The sequence below is a fragment of the Paenibacillus macerans genome (genome assembly GCF_900454495.1).
GTDB classification, from domain to species: Bacteria; Bacillota; Bacilli; order Paenibacillales; family Paenibacillaceae; genus Fontibacillus; species Fontibacillus macerans.
Window position 1 is genome coordinate 1,123,900 of record NZ_UGSI01000002.1, and the last position, 13,817, is coordinate 1,137,716.

Here is a 13,817-nt window from a genome sequence, read left to right on the forward strand (position 1 = left end):
TACCACTTTGCGCGGCTAATTGAATAGTGCCAAAGGCTCCGCGCCTGTGCGGGGCAAACGGGATAGGTGTGCTATGATAAAGGGAACCTGCAGGAACTTTAGAATAGAATATGCCTTGTGACCTGCCGCTTTCGGCTGGCGTTTTTCGCTGCCGGGGCGCTTTTTGCCATAGGTCCGTTTGCTTGTAAACACAGGTGTGGCGCCTGTGTTTATTTTTTTCTCAAGGGAGGAAGCAACTATATGGAACAACAACAGCTCGAACAAAAAGCCATCTTGGTTGGCGTGAACTTAAACCATCAGGAAGATTTCGAATACTCTATGGAGGAACTGGCGAATTTGGCGGAAGCCTGCGACATCGAAGTCGTTGGGACGCTTGCGCAAAATCTGCTCAAAATCAATACCTCGCATTATATCGGAACGGGGAAATTAACCGAGGTCAGGGCGCTGCTTGAGGCGCACGAAGGCAATCTCGTAATTTTCAACGATGAGTTGTCCCCTTCGCAAATCCGCAATCTGGAGGCGGACCTGGATTGCAAAGTGATCGACCGGACTGTGCTGATCCTCGATATTTTTGCGCAGCGGGCCAAAACCCGGGAAGCGCAGCTGCAGGTGGAGGTCGCGCAGCTCAAATACATGCTGCCGCGCCTCGTCGGGCTGCGGGAGTCGCTGGGCCGCCAGAGCGGCGGCGTCGGCACGAAAAACCGCGGCGCCGGGGAAACGCGCCTCGAGCTTGACCGCCGGCGGATCGAGGAGAAAATTACGGCGCTCAGCAAGGAACTGGAGCTGCTTGTGGCGCATCGGCAAACGCAGCGCAAGCAGCGCAAAAAAAACGAACTGCCCGTCGTCTCGCTGGTCGGCTACACCAATGCGGGCAAATCGACGATCATGAACGCGCTGATGGAGCTGTACAACCCGTCCCCGGAAAAGCTCGTGCTGGAGAAGGATATGCTGTTCGCCACGCTGGAAACGTCGGTCCGCAGCATTCCGCTTCAGGATAACAAAGCTTTTTTGCTGACCGATACGGTCGGGTTTGTCAGCAAGCTGCCGCACCATCTGATCAAAGCGTTCCGCTCGACGCTGGAGGAGGTGGCGGAAGCCGACCTGCTCATCCACGTCGTCGATTATTCCAACCCGGAGTACGAACGGCTGATCGAAATCACAAACCGGACGCTGAAGGAGATCGGCATAACGGACATTCCCACGGTTTATGCCTACAATAAATCCGATCTGACCGATCAGGCTATTCCGGAGGTTCGCGGAGATATCGTCTATATGGCCGCAAAACCCCGGATCGGCCTCCAGGAGCTGGTCTCCGAGATCCGCAGCCGGATTTTCAAAGACTATGTGCAATGTCAAATGATGATCCCTTACGATCAGGGGGCATTGGTTTCTTACTTTAACGAGCACGCCAACGTCTTGGAAACGAGCTATGAGCCGGAGGGCACGAAACTGTCCCTGGAATGCAAGCTTAGCGATTACGGAAAATACAAGGAATACGTGATCGAGGCGTTGAAATAACTTAATAATAGCCCTCAAATCACGAACTTTCCAAAGGAGACTTAAGCGATGTCGGATATGCTGGTCAAGTTGTACGATTTGCCGCCTTTTGAACCGGTGGAGCAATATGAAGCGCGCACGGGGGTGACGATCCGGCGGGCGATCGCCCCGGAAAAGCACGTCGTCGCCAAATGGGTCGGCGAGCATTTCAGCCCGTTTTGGGTCAGCGAATGCGAAGTGGCTTTTGCCCGGGCGCCGATCACCTGCATCATCGCCATCGATAACGGCAAACTGCTCGGCTTTGCCTGTTACGACACGACGGCCAAAGGATTCTTCGGCCCCACCGGGGTCGATGAACAGGAGCGCGGCAGAGGCATCGGCAAAATGCTGCTGCTGCACACCCTCGATTTGATGCGTCTCGACGGCTACGGATATGCGGCGATCGGCGGGGCGGGGCCCAAGGACTTTTACGCCAAAGCGGCGGGCGCGGTCGTGATCGAAGGCTCGGAGCCGGGGATTTATAAAGGAATGCTTCGCTAGTTAGCGTAGCGGGAAGCAAAAAGAGCCTCATCCATTGTCGTTTGGATGGGGCTTCTGCTTTTTTTGAGAGTGATTGCTGCTCAGACCAGTAGGTAGACCATTGAATAGTTGTAAAATGAACAGTTGCTTATCCGGATATATAACCAAACACTTGTTTTAGTGTAAAACATGCAATTAGATCTGTTTAATCTGAAGAGCTGAAGAAAATGGTTGGATGGTAGTTGCAGGAAATGCAATTAAAACCTTTAAATCCGTATCTTAAATTGAACCTAGGTGTAAGTTTTGCAATTATGGCCTAAAGACCATCGATGGATGTTGTTGGCGCGTATACACGTAAACCGGATATGAGCGATTAACTTCATTGGCTCGATCAAATGCAAAAATGCATTTCATTTTCTCTAAATTTCCACTCTATAGCGATTGAAATGCAAAATACATCTCATTCAGGGCTATATAATAAAAAAGTAACTTCTGACCGGAAATGAACTGCAGTTTTGCATTTGAACCACCCGTTTCGAGGGATTTCGACGAAATTCGCCTGCCCTTTTGCATTTCGCGATAGTGAGCTACGTGCATAACTCCGTAGCCCGTAGCCTGCTAACCGTTTCTTTTTTTATGCTAACGCGGAAGTGAGCCTGGACGGAGGCCAGGCTTCTCTTATTCGTTTGGGACCATCGTACATCATACTATCTTCCATAAAACTGTCCTCTACAGCGCCGGCAGCACAACGGTAAACGTCGCTCCCGCCCCAAGTTCGCTGGCTGCGGAGATTTGCCCGCCGTGCGCTTCGACGATCGACTGGGAGATCGCCAGCCCCAGTCCGGCGCCGCCTTGTTTGCGCGTCCGCGAGGCGTCGCTGCGGTAAAACCGCTCGAAGACGTGAGGCAGATGCTCTTTGGCGATCCCCGGCCCGTTATCCTTGACCTGAAGCAGTGCCCGTCCGGGCTCGTGAGTCAAGGTTACCGCAATCCGGCCGGTTTGCCGGTCGGTATGCTGAACGGCGTTATGAAACAGGTTCAGCACGACCTGTTTGATTTTATCGTTGTCGCACATCGCGGCCAGCCCCGGATGCAGCGCAAACCGGACCTCCCGGTCTTCGGCCAGCATCCGGAGGTGCGGTTCCATTTCCCTTATCAATTCGTCCAGCAGAACCTGCGTCCGCTGCACGACCGGAGTGCGGTCCAATTTGGCCAGCGTCAGCAGGTCCTCCACCAGCTTCTTCATCCGCCCCGATTCGCCAAGCATGCTGTTCAGCGCCGCGTGAAGCTGCTCCGGCTGGTCGGCGGCCCCGCGCAGCAACACTTCGAGGAACCCGTGAATCGAGGTCAGCGGGGTGCGCAGCTCATGGGAGGCGTCGGCGACGAAGCGGCGCATCTGCTCCTTCGCCTCCCGCTCCGCCTCAAAGGCGTTCTCCAGCCGCTCCATCATCCCGTTAAACGAAACGCCGAGCCGGTCGATTTCCGATTGCCCCGAAGCCGCCGGAAAACGGTTGCCGAGATTGCCGGCATTCGTATCCTCCACCGTTTTGACCATCTGGTTCAAAGGATTAAGCGTGCGCCGCAACACCGGGAAATACAACGCCAATCCCCCGGCTAACGCGAGCAGGGAAAGCCCGGCGAACGTCAGCAGCTGCCGAAACACCACCTTCAGCATCGGAGCGGTGTAAATCCCCATTTGCACAAGCCAGGCCTGCTCCCCGTTGTCCCCGGGAAACACCACTTCGCGGAATACGACAAGCTGCTCGTTGCCTTCCCCGTCCTTCATGACACGGTATTCGCCAGGACGCGATTTGCCCCAGTTCCGGTTAAACAGCTTTCCGTATTCGCTATCGGTCAGGCGGGGGGCGGTAATGCCCGTTTCGGAGGCCAAATCGATAAATTTATAATCGGAGTTGATGATGGCCAGCGAGGAATCGGGCAAAAACAGGAGCGGACGCGGCTCCGGAACGTTTTTGTTTCCGGACCCGGCCCCGGCCCCGGGGCCTGCAGGCGCAGGTCTTTGCCCTTCGCCTTCCCAATGCTCGGGAGTTTGCCCGCTCCGGTCGAACACTTCTCTTAACGGACCTCTCATCTGTGAAGCCATTTTCTCGGCCTGATTTTTATATATAAAATCCTTCATAATTACGTATTGGAACGCTCCGATCAAAACGAGCAAAGCGGCCAAAATGAACAGGGAACGCGACAGCAGTTGAAACCGCAGCGAACCCGGCAAAAACAAGCTTCGCCATCTTTGCCCAAAATTGCTTTTGTTGGGTTTGGGGCTATTCATCATCGCAAGTTCCTTTCCTTATTAAGAAGGGCTTCAGGGCAAATCGACGCGATAGCCCGCGCCGCGAAGCGTGCGGATCAGCCGGTGCTCTTTGTCGTGCAATTTTTCCCGAAGCGAGCGGATATAGACTTCCACGATATTTTCCTCGCCGCCGAAATCGTACCCCCATACTTTATCCAATATCGTGGTTTTGCTAAGCACGATCCCGTGGTTGAGGATCAGGTATTTGAGCAGCTCGTATTCGGTCGGGGACAGCTCCAGCGGCTGCTCCCGGTATATAATTTCTTTTCTCCGGTCGTCCAGGCGGAATGGTCCGATAACGACTTCGCCGAACAGCGCCGGAAACTGGTTGCGCAGGCGCGCCCCGATGCGGGCCAGCAGCTCCTCGAAGCTGAACGGCTTGACGACGTAATCGTCGGCGCCGATCGTCAGCCCCTTCACCCGGTCGTCCACTTCGTCCTTGGCCGTCAGCATAATGATCGCGACGTTGTCTCCGTTTTTGCGCACCAGCCGGCACACTTCCCAGCCGTCCATACCCGGCATCATGACGTCCAGCACAACGACATGCGGTTGAAATTCCGCCGCCACGCTGACGGCGCTCATCCCGTCCGCCGCGGTCCGGACCTCAAAGCCTTCATTCGCCAGACCCAGCTCCAGAAACTGCACGATATGCGGCTCGTCGTCCACCAGCAATATTTTTGCGCCTTTCACGTTATTCATCATAAAAATGCCTCCTAATAATATAAAGCCGCAGCCTGTCGTCTTCGGATGATCTCTATTATGGCCGATAACGCTGAACGTTTGCTGAAAGCCGCCTTAACGCCGACTTAAACTGAGCGGGCAGGTAAACTGCCCAGGCAGGCGGAACGCGCCGCCGTACATAGCGGATCAGGGTATTTAGCGAACCTTAATCGCCTTCTTTCATCCTGATCGTACCCGGTTTGCGCCGCGATGTAAATTATTTGCATTCCGCCGGTTCGTCCTTGCCGCTCTTGATTGCCACTCAATTTATAAGCTATACTTTTGTCATTAAGTCTTTGAAAAGGGGAGTAACGAGATGGAAAAAGTGTTGATTTTCGGACATAAAAATCCGGACACGGATACGATCTGCTCGGCGATCGCCTATGCCGATTTGAAATCGAAGCTGGGCTGGAACGTGGAGCCGGTGCGGCTTGGGGAAGTGAACGGGGAAACGGCGTTTGCGCTGGAGCGGTTCGGCTTTGCCGCGCCCCGGCTGGTGGAAGCGGTGGCCGGGGAGGCGAAGGAGGTCATTTTGGTCGACCACAACGAACGTCAGCAAAGCGTGTCCGACATCGATCAGGTTCGCGTGGTCGAAGTTATCGACCATCACCGGATCGCCAATTTTGAAACGAGCGGCCCGCTCTACTATCGCGCTGAGCCGGTAGGCTGTACGGCAACGATTCTGGGCAAAATGTACAAGGAAAACGGCATCGAAGTTCCGGCCAATATCGCCGGGCTGATGTTGTCCGCGATCATTTCCGACTCGCTGCTGTTCAAATCGCCGACCTGCACCGAGCAGGATGTGGCCGCAGCCCGCGAACTGGCCGGCATCGCCGGCGTCAACGCGGAGGAATACGGACTCGATATGCTGAAAGCCGGGGCCGATCTGAGCGACAAGACGATCGAACAGTTGATTACGCTTGACGCCAAGGAGTTCGACATGGGCGGGTCTAAGGTGGAAATCGCTCAGGTGAACGCGGTGGACGTAAACGACGTCCTGTCGCGGCAAAGCGAAATCGAAGCCGCGTTAAACGGCATCATCGAACGTAAAGGATTGGACTTGTTTTTGTTCGTCGTCACCGACATTCTGAACAACGATTCCGTGGGCCTGGCGCTCGGAAAAGCGGCCGACGCGGTTGAGCAGGCGTACAGCGTCAAGCTGGCCGGCAACAAGGCGGTGCTGAAAGGCGTCGTATCCCGCAAGTCGCAAATCGTGCCGGTGCTGACCGACATTTTCAACAAGCGTTAATCGCAAGTTCGAACTGATATTACGGAATGAAAAAAGTCTTGAAGCGGCGGGTGTGGCCCGTTTGCTTCAAGACTTTTTTGTTGTAAATACCGTGCGCCGTCTAAGGGCAGGCGTTTTTCGCGCCTACGGCTGCTCGGCCGCCGGAGTAGGGGCCGGAGCCGGCTTTTTATATTTGAAGATCGGGATCAGAATCGCCGCCCCGGCCAGCATGATGATGCCGGAGACCGCATAGATGCCGACCAGCGGGAAAAACTTTTTGAGCACGCCGGACAACGACATCATGATGACCATCATGCCCATGAACATCGGGCTAAGCACGCCGTTGACGCGCCCGACGTATTCCTGCTCCGTCCATTGCAGAATGAGCGTGTTAATGCCGATTTGGATGCAGGGCATCGTCAGGCCGTTAATAAATTGCAGCGTCAAGGTGAGCGGAACGCTTGTCGAGAAGCCCATGCCGGCGATACACAACGCGCTGATCGTTATTCCGAACGCCAGCAGGATCTGCGGCGGGATGCGTTTGGCCAGCGTCATGACGACCGCTCCGCCGATCAGCATGGCGATCCCGTTCACCATCAGCAGAAATTGCAGGAACTCCTCGCTTTTCCCCAGGTTTTCCGTGACTAAAAACAACCCCAATGTCTGAATCGTACCGACGGAAAAACCGGCGATCGCAAAGGTCGCGCCGAGCACTTTGAGCACCGGGCTGCCCCAGACGTAGCGGAAGCCGGCCGCCAGTTCCTGGCGGATATTCGATTGCCGGGGCGATTTTTCTTCCGGCGTTTCATCGGCCGGGATGCGGAACAGAACAACCGCTGACAGCAGAAAGGCCACGCCCATCACGCCGATCGAAAGATGAATGCCAAATTGATGATAAGCAAAGATGCCGAGCGACGGCCCCAGCACCATAAAGATGGCGATCAGCGACTGGAACAGGGCCATGCCTTGCTGCACCTGATCGGGATGGACGTGCTGCTTGAACAGCTTCATCACCGACGGCTGAGAGAACTGCGACAAAATCGCCGAAATGAAGGTGGCGAAATAAACGGTTTCCCATGATTCGTACAATAGCGTGATCAATACGACAAACACCGACACCGCAGAAAGAAAGTCGCACCAGATCATCGTTTTTTTCGGTTTCCAACGGTCGGCAAAGGCGCCACCGATAAAGGAAAACACAAAAATCGGCGCAAACTCCACCACCGAAATCAGCGAGATGGCCAGCGGGTCGTTATGCGTTTTTTCCGAAACGAACATCAAAATGGCGAAATTGCGGACCCAGATCCCAATCTGCAAAAAAATGTTGGAGATCAGAATCGTCTGGTAAAATTTGTTGCGAAACAAACTGGGAGCGGGGGAAGCATGCGCTTGATTAGTCATTATTACCACCTCAATATGGTCTCGTTTTATTAGTGAAGCTTACCCAACTTTCATATAATAAGTGTTTTTGGTTGTTTAGGAAAGAGAAAAAACGATTATAATCGGACATTCCTAAAGTGGTATATTTCAATTTTTAAGCATTTTCGCGGATACCGGAGTATTCGGGAGCATACTTGCCGATTAAGCGATTTTCTCGGGTGAGATGTATTTGAGCGGGGCGGCGTTTCTTTTATATAATCGGGAGCGTTGGCGTTGCACCGGACCTTTAAATCCATCAATTATTATAGGAGGTATTTTTATTTTGCTAAAACAACTTCATATTAAGCGGGCCTGGTTTTCGAATACGCAAAGCGATATTCTGTCCGGATTGACGGTTGCTTTCGCCTTGATTCCCGAAGCGATCGCCTTTTCCATTTTGGCCGGCGTCAGCCCGATGGTCGGGCTTTACGCCTCGTTCACAATCGCGGTCGTGATCGCTTTCGCCGGCGGGCGCCCGGGCATGATCTCGGCGGCTACCGGCGCGATGGCGCTGCTGATGGGCGGTCTCGTCCGCGACCATGGCATCGAATATTTATTCGCCGCCACGATTTTGGCCGGGATCCTGCAGATCATCATGGGCATGCTGAGACTGGGAAAATTCATCAGCTTTTTGCCGCATTCGGTCATGACCGGCTTTGTGAACGCGCTGGCGATTTTGATCTTTATGGCGCAGCTGACGCATTTTTCCGGCCAAGGGTGGATGATGTACGCGCTGGTGGCGTTGACGCTGGCGATCATTTACCTTTTTCCGCTGATCACCAAGGCGGTTCCGTCCGCCCTTGTGGCGATCATTGCCGTATCGGTGCTCGCGATCTCGCTGCGCCTTGATGTCAAAACCGTAGGCGACATGGGGGAAATGACGGCGTCCTTGCCCGTTTTCCATATTCCCGATGTCGCGGTTTCCTGGGAGATGCTGAAAACCATTTTCCCGGTGTCGCTGTCGCTGGCCTTTGTCGGCCTGTTGGAGTCGCTGATGACGGCGACGCTGATCGATGACATCACAAATACATCCAGCAGTAAAAACCGGGAAATGAAAGGCCAGGGCCTGGCCAACATCGTGACCGGATTTTTCGGCGGCATGGCCGGCTGCGCGATGATCGGACAGTCGATGGTCAATATGAAATCCGGCGGACGGACGCGGCTGTCCACGCTGGTGTCCGGCATCGGCCTGCTGTTTCTCGTCATCGTGCTTGGGGACGTCGTCAAGCAAATCCCGATGGCGGCGCTCGTCGGCGTCATGTTTATGGTATCCATCGGGACGTTCGATTGGAGCTCCCTCAAATCGCTGCCCAAAATTCCGCTGTCCGACGCGCTGATTATGGCGATCACGGTTGTGGCCGTGGTCGCTACCGATAATTTGTCCATCGGCGTAGGGATCGGCGTGCTGCTGAGCGCGCTCGTGTTCGCCTGGAAGATGGCGAGCATCCGCATCTCCGTAAGCCTGGAACAGGGAGTTAAAACGTATACCGTAACCGGGCAGATGTTTTTTGGCACGGTGTCCCATTTTTTAAATGAATTCGATCCCGAAGGCGATCCGGAGCATGTGACCGTCGATTTCGCGAAATCGCATGTCTGGGACCAGTCGGCGGTTAACGCGATTTCCAAATTGCTGCACAAGTACCGGCTGCAAGGCAAAAACGTTACGATTGTCGGGCTCAACGAAGAAAGCACCCGGCTCGTCGAACGCATCGGTTTGTCTACGCCGGCCGGGCATGGTTGATCTTGATCCGCTCCCGCCGGAAGCTGAACAAAAAAGCTGTCCCAAAGTCTGTTGGCTTTGCGGGCAGCTTTTTTCAAGATTATAGGCGGTCTGGTGGGATGAGCTGCAAAAGTGCAGCTTATTTTCCGTCTTCAGCCCCTTTCAGGGCTATTGAAATGCAAAAGTACATCTCATTTAAGGCTATACGATAAAAAAGTAACTTTTGAGCGGAAATGAACTGCACATTTGCATTTGAACTGCCCATATTGAGGAGTTTCGACAAAAACCGCATGCACTTTTGCATTTCGCAGGAGTACACCATTTTCCTTATATCGTAACGTGGCGGGAGTGGGAGTGGTATATAGTTCCTTTTACGCGCCCCTTGCTTTTAAGTGGATTTTTGTTCTGGCGGTCCGTTCAATTTAAACCGCTCCAATTGCGACCAAAGCCCTTCTTTGCGCAAAATTTCACGCTGCTTGGGGCCGATCAGGTCGAAATGGGGAAACGGCGAGCGGTTATGGATATATTTCGGGTCAAGCCCGTGCTCGCGGCACCAGGAGGCCAGGCGCCCCAAGTCCGAGCAGCCGACCTTCGTCACCGTTTTGGCGCCGGGAAAACGCGGGTCCAGCCAATAATGGGTCAAATAGGCGATGTCGCCGCGGGCGACGTTTCGTTTCCATTCGTTCAGTTCTTCGCGTGTCACGCCAAAAGCCATGGCCAAGCCTCTTTTCTTTGAGATGTGACTTATTATATCACAGGCCATTTTGCGGTAAAACGCTGCTTACATATTTCCCGGGATTCGGCTGCAATATAAAGAAGTGGCTAAAGACCTGATCATACATTTTACGGAAATGAGGGAACTGAAATGGCAGAAGCGAGGGGCGAAGAGGAAGAAAAGGGGACCCTCCGATGGTGGCAGCTGTCCCTGCTTGGGGTGGCGTCCACGATCGGGACGGGGTATTTTCTGGGTTCGGGAATCGGCATTCGCATGGCCGGACCGTCGATTCTGATTGCTTTTATCCTTGCGGCCATCGGCACTTATACGGTGTTCGAGGTCCTGGCCCGCATGACGGCGGACCGCCCGGAGAAGGGGTCCTTCCGTTCCTATGCGAAACGGGCGTTTGGCCGTTGGGCCGGTTTTTCCAGCGGTTGGATGTACTGGTGCTCCGAACTGCTTATCATGGGCAGCCAATTGACCGCTTTATCCCTGTTTTCGCGGTTTTGGTTTCCCGGCATGCCGATGTGGATTTTTGCGATTATTTATGCCGTGCTTGGATTAGCCGTTATCTTTTTGGGCAACCGGGTATTCGATTCGATGGAAAATGTGCTGTCCGTCATCAAAATCGCCGCGATTTTGATGTTCCTGATTGTGGCCGGGGCGGCGCTCATGGGATGGATACCGGGAGGCGGCAAAGCCCCGGCGTTTCCGCATACGGCGGACACCTTTTTCCCTACCGGCTACCGCGGTTTGTGGTCAGGGTTTATTTTCGCGTTTTATGCCTTTGGCGGTATTGAAGTGATGGGCATGCTGGCGGTGCGCCTACGGAACCCGAAGGATGCGCCGAAGGCGGGCACGGTGATGCTGGTGCTGCTGGCGATCGTGTATTTGCTGTCGATCGGGCTCGCGCTGACCTTCATTTCGTATAAGGCCATCGATCCGAAACGCAGCCCGTTCATTACGGCTTTGGCGAATTACAATCTTCCGTTTATCCCGCATGTTTTTAACGGTGTGCTGATCGTCGCCGGATTCTCCACGATGGTGGCCTCCTTGTATGCCGTAACGACGATGCTGGTCACCCTGGCCAAAGACAAGGATGCGCCCCTGTTGTTCGCCCGTAAAGCCTGGGGTAAACGGCCTTTGTACGCGATCGGCCTGACCGCCGCCGGGCTGGCCGCTTCCGTTGTGATGTCGTTCGTGATGCCCGGGCGCATTTACGAGTACATTACCACCTCTGCCGGATTGCTGCTGCTTTACAACTGGTTTTTCATCTTGGTCACGGCGGGCAGGCTGCTGAAGTTCAGCGCGTTTGGCCGGATCAAACGCTGGACGGGCATGACGCTTATCGTGCTTGCGGTGCTCGGTACACTATTCCACGGTACAAGCCGCTCCGGTTTTTGGGGCAGCTTGATTTTTATTGCCGTCATCGGCATGGTCACGCTAATTATGCAGTTTGCCGTTTGGAAGCGCCGGAAAATCGCAAGACGGCGGCAAGGCAAACCGCTGGTGCTGCGCCCGAAGCGCACGACATAATTAAAGTGCTGATCAAAAAGGCCGTTCCTCTTAAGTTCAGCACTTTATATAGCGCCTTAAAATACTGAACTGACCTTGTAGTACTACTACATCACAAGCTTTAAAACTCTGTCAATTTATATAGTTCTTTATTAAATGAAATCCGTGGCTTGTAAAGTATACATCTATCCTGTTATAGAGGGCGAAAAAATATGGTTATACAAGTAGCCTAAACCGGGAATTATATTTTGTCTCGCCCTTTTCTTGTATTTTAAAAATTTTCATTACAACAGATGTTCAATTTTTCATTGTTCTTTGTTTAAAGAAAATAGCAAGTACAGAACATAGACAATAAGAGTTAAAATAATAACCTCTAAAAAGACTCTGGTAATGTCTATTTGATAGAATGGAACGTATCCATCAATTGTAGAAGTATCTTGTACTTTCCAAATAGGTACATATTCCATCGAGTCTATTGTACCATTTGGCCCCCATTTTCTTGTTGCAGGAACCTTTAACACACCAATTATGACAAGTGATATTAAATAAAATGTAAGTAAATATTTTTTGATTTTTTTCATTTATATTCCTCCATAGTTATTTATTCCATTATATTGAAAATATCACATTCAATAATCTGATTCCATTATATACTAATAATGTAATATAAATAAAAGGAGGAAGCAAATTGAAAAAAAGATTTCTGTTGTCAATGTTGTCGTTGTCTGTTTGCCTGGCTTTCTTACCAATGACTTCTTATGCGGAGCCAAGAGAAATCGTTAATTCAACAGGACAGTCGATTACTGATTTAAACACCGATGCTAATGCAGAAAGAGTTCCCGAAGAACTATTGAAGCAAGCCAGCTTGAATGAAAGCGCTAAAATAACTATCACTGACAGAAATGAATTGGAAAAAATAGCCAAAGAGGAAGGGGAGGATGAAATCCCAGTTAGTATTGAGTATGAATATATTCCCAATGATATTAGTAGTGTAAATCCTAACACCGGAAATATCATTAAACCGCAAGCAGATTACCCAAGAATAGCAACTTGGGACCATGGAAATGGACACTATGACAAACAAAAGGATTTGTACAAAGAGTTTTATGTATATGGGCCAGATGATTTTGAAATTTCCGAAACCACTAAAGATTATAATAAATGGGATGGGACTTTTGGTATTGTAAAAAAAGATGCGTTAGAAGCTAAATTAGGCTTTGAAATAGGCCATGAGAACACTCTTGAATGGAAGAGTACAACCAAAATCAAAGATGGAGAAAAAATACGTTTTCAATTATATAAAACCCACCATTGGGTGACATATAGCCTTATCACTGAATGGAAAACCTATAAAGGAGAGGCATATGAACCTAATGGTACGCTGATAAAGAAAATAAAATATTGATATTACTTACGTCAGGCCAGCTATTGCTGGCTTTTTTTTATCGATTTAATACCAGCAGGAGCGCGGCTTCGTAACCGAAGTATATCCCGAAGCCAATCAGGGACAGGCCGGACAATATGGAGATGACGACGAGAATCCGGTCGGTCAGAAATCTGCGGAATACGCTGGCGAACCCGGCCATCGCCAAATCCCAAACGATCAGTCCGGAAATGATCGCGCAGCTGTTGACGATCAGTTCCTGCGTTCCGGCGGCGGATGCCGCCTGGGCCAGCACCGAGCCGTAAATGCCGAGCCAGAACAAAATGGACAGCGGATTGCTGACGGACATCATGAATCCGAACAGCAACGATTTCATCAGCGGTTCGCCGCCCCGCATTTCGTTCAAATGGATGTTTCCCGCCTGTTTTAAGCTGTCGATGCCGGTATAAGTGAGGATGAAAAAGCCGAACAGCCACAGGAACGTTTTCATAAACGGGGTGTTCAAAAAATGAACAACGCCGAAGTATACGAGCAGCATGTATAAAATATCGGCGGCAAGCGCCCCGATCCCTACAAACCAGGCATGGAAAAAACCGCCGCGTATCCCTTTGTCGAGTTGGGCCGCATTGACCGGGCCGATCGGCGCGGACAGGGATAACCCCAGCAGCACGTAGCTGATGAAACTGTTCATTCAACCCTTCCCTCCAGACTGCGATTTTATCGTGCTTGTACATCCTATTCGGAAAATGCGGCTTGTACGACTAAAAAAAAACAGTTGCGAAACTAATGG

The 13,817-nt window shown here is 52.0% G+C and carries 12 protein-coding genes; 6 read left to right on the top strand and 6 right to left on the bottom strand.

What is annotated here, in order from left to right; translation table 11 throughout:
- The first annotated feature begins 240 nt into the window (after positions 1 to 240).
- Positions 241 to 1,518, top strand: coding sequence for a GTPase HflX (gene hflX, locus DYE26_RS28140; RefSeq protein WP_036619672.1), 1,278 nt, complete (start codon positions 241 to 243; stop codon positions 1,516 to 1,518).
- Positions 1,519 to 1,566: 48 nt separating this feature from the next.
- Positions 1,567 to 2,037, top strand: a complete 471-nt coding sequence (locus DYE26_RS28145) for a GNAT family N-acetyltransferase (protein WP_036619673.1) — start codon at positions 1,567 to 1,569, stop codon at positions 2,035 to 2,037.
- Positions 2,038 to 2,745: 708 nt separating this feature from the next.
- On the opposite strand, the gene DYE26_RS28150 is transcribed toward DYE26_RS28145, so the two are convergent.
- Both DYE26_RS28150 and DYE26_RS28155 read right to left on the bottom strand, forming a co-directional pair.
- Complete coding sequence (locus DYE26_RS28150) at positions 2,746 to 4,305, bottom strand: HAMP domain-containing sensor histidine kinase (RefSeq protein ID WP_036627520.1); 1,560 nt, start codon at positions 4,303 to 4,305, stop codon at positions 2,746 to 2,748.
- A gap of 33 nt (positions 4,306 to 4,338) precedes the next feature.
- On the bottom strand, positions 4,339 to 5,025 hold the full coding sequence (locus tag DYE26_RS28155) for a response regulator transcription factor (RefSeq protein WP_036627522.1): 687 nt from the start codon (positions 5,023 to 5,025) through the stop codon (positions 4,339 to 4,341).
- Positions 5,026 to 5,362: 337 nt separating this feature from the next.
- On the opposite strand from DYE26_RS28155, the gene DYE26_RS28160 reads away from it, so the two are divergent.
- Positions 5,363 to 6,295 carry a manganese-dependent inorganic pyrophosphatase gene (locus DYE26_RS28160; protein ID WP_036619674.1) on the top strand — a complete coding sequence of 311 codons (933 nt, stop codon included), beginning with the start codon at positions 5,363 to 5,365 and terminating at the stop codon, positions 6,293 to 6,295.
- A 123-nt stretch (positions 6,296 to 6,418) separates the two neighbouring features.
- On the opposite strand, the gene DYE26_RS28165 is transcribed toward DYE26_RS28160, so the two are convergent.
- The gene (locus tag DYE26_RS28165; protein WP_036619675.1) at positions 6,419 to 7,675 is read right to left on the bottom strand and encodes an MFS transporter; all 1,257 of its coding nucleotides are present in this window, start codon (positions 7,673 to 7,675) and stop codon (positions 6,419 to 6,421) included.
- Positions 7,676 to 7,976: 301 nt separating this feature from the next.
- Between DYE26_RS28165 and DYE26_RS28170 the strand changes: the two genes are divergently transcribed.
- Positions 7,977 to 9,434: a SulP family inorganic anion transporter gene (locus tag DYE26_RS28170; RefSeq protein WP_036619676.1), complete on the top strand. Its 1,458-nt coding sequence runs from the start codon at positions 7,977 to 7,979 to the stop codon at positions 9,432 to 9,434.
- A 367-nt stretch (positions 9,435 to 9,801) separates the two neighbouring features.
- Here the strand turns inward: DYE26_RS28170 and DYE26_RS28180 are convergent, their stop codons facing one another.
- A complete protein-coding gene (locus tag DYE26_RS28180) occupies positions 9,802 to 10,128 on the bottom strand; it encodes a hypothetical protein (protein WP_036619677.1) in 327 nt (108 codons plus the stop codon).
- 150 nt (positions 10,129 to 10,278) lie between these two features.
- Here DYE26_RS28180 and DYE26_RS28185 point away from each other — a divergent pair, with 150 nt between their 5' ends.
- Positions 10,279 to 11,664: an amino acid permease gene (locus DYE26_RS28185; RefSeq protein WP_036619678.1), complete on the top strand. Its 1,386-nt coding sequence runs from the start codon at positions 10,279 to 10,281 to the stop codon at positions 11,662 to 11,664.
- Between the two features lie 284 nt (positions 11,665 to 11,948).
- Here the strand turns inward: DYE26_RS28185 and DYE26_RS28190 are convergent, their stop codons facing one another.
- Entirely contained in the window at positions 11,949 to 12,224 is a 276-nt protein-coding gene (locus DYE26_RS28190) for a hypothetical protein (RefSeq protein WP_036619679.1), read from the bottom strand.
- A gap of 107 nt (positions 12,225 to 12,331) precedes the next feature.
- Between DYE26_RS28190 and DYE26_RS28195 the strand changes: the two genes are divergently transcribed.
- Entirely contained in the window at positions 12,332 to 13,048 is a 717-nt protein-coding gene (locus tag DYE26_RS28195; protein WP_036619680.1) for a hypothetical protein, read from the top strand.
- A gap of 37 nt (positions 13,049 to 13,085) precedes the next feature.
- Here DYE26_RS28195 and DYE26_RS28200 read toward each other — a convergent pair whose 3' ends face one another.
- On the bottom strand, positions 13,086 to 13,718 hold the full coding sequence (locus tag DYE26_RS28200) for a LysE family transporter (RefSeq protein WP_036619681.1): 633 nt from the start codon (positions 13,716 to 13,718) through the stop codon (positions 13,086 to 13,088).
- Positions 13,719 to 13,817 lie beyond the last annotated feature (99 nt).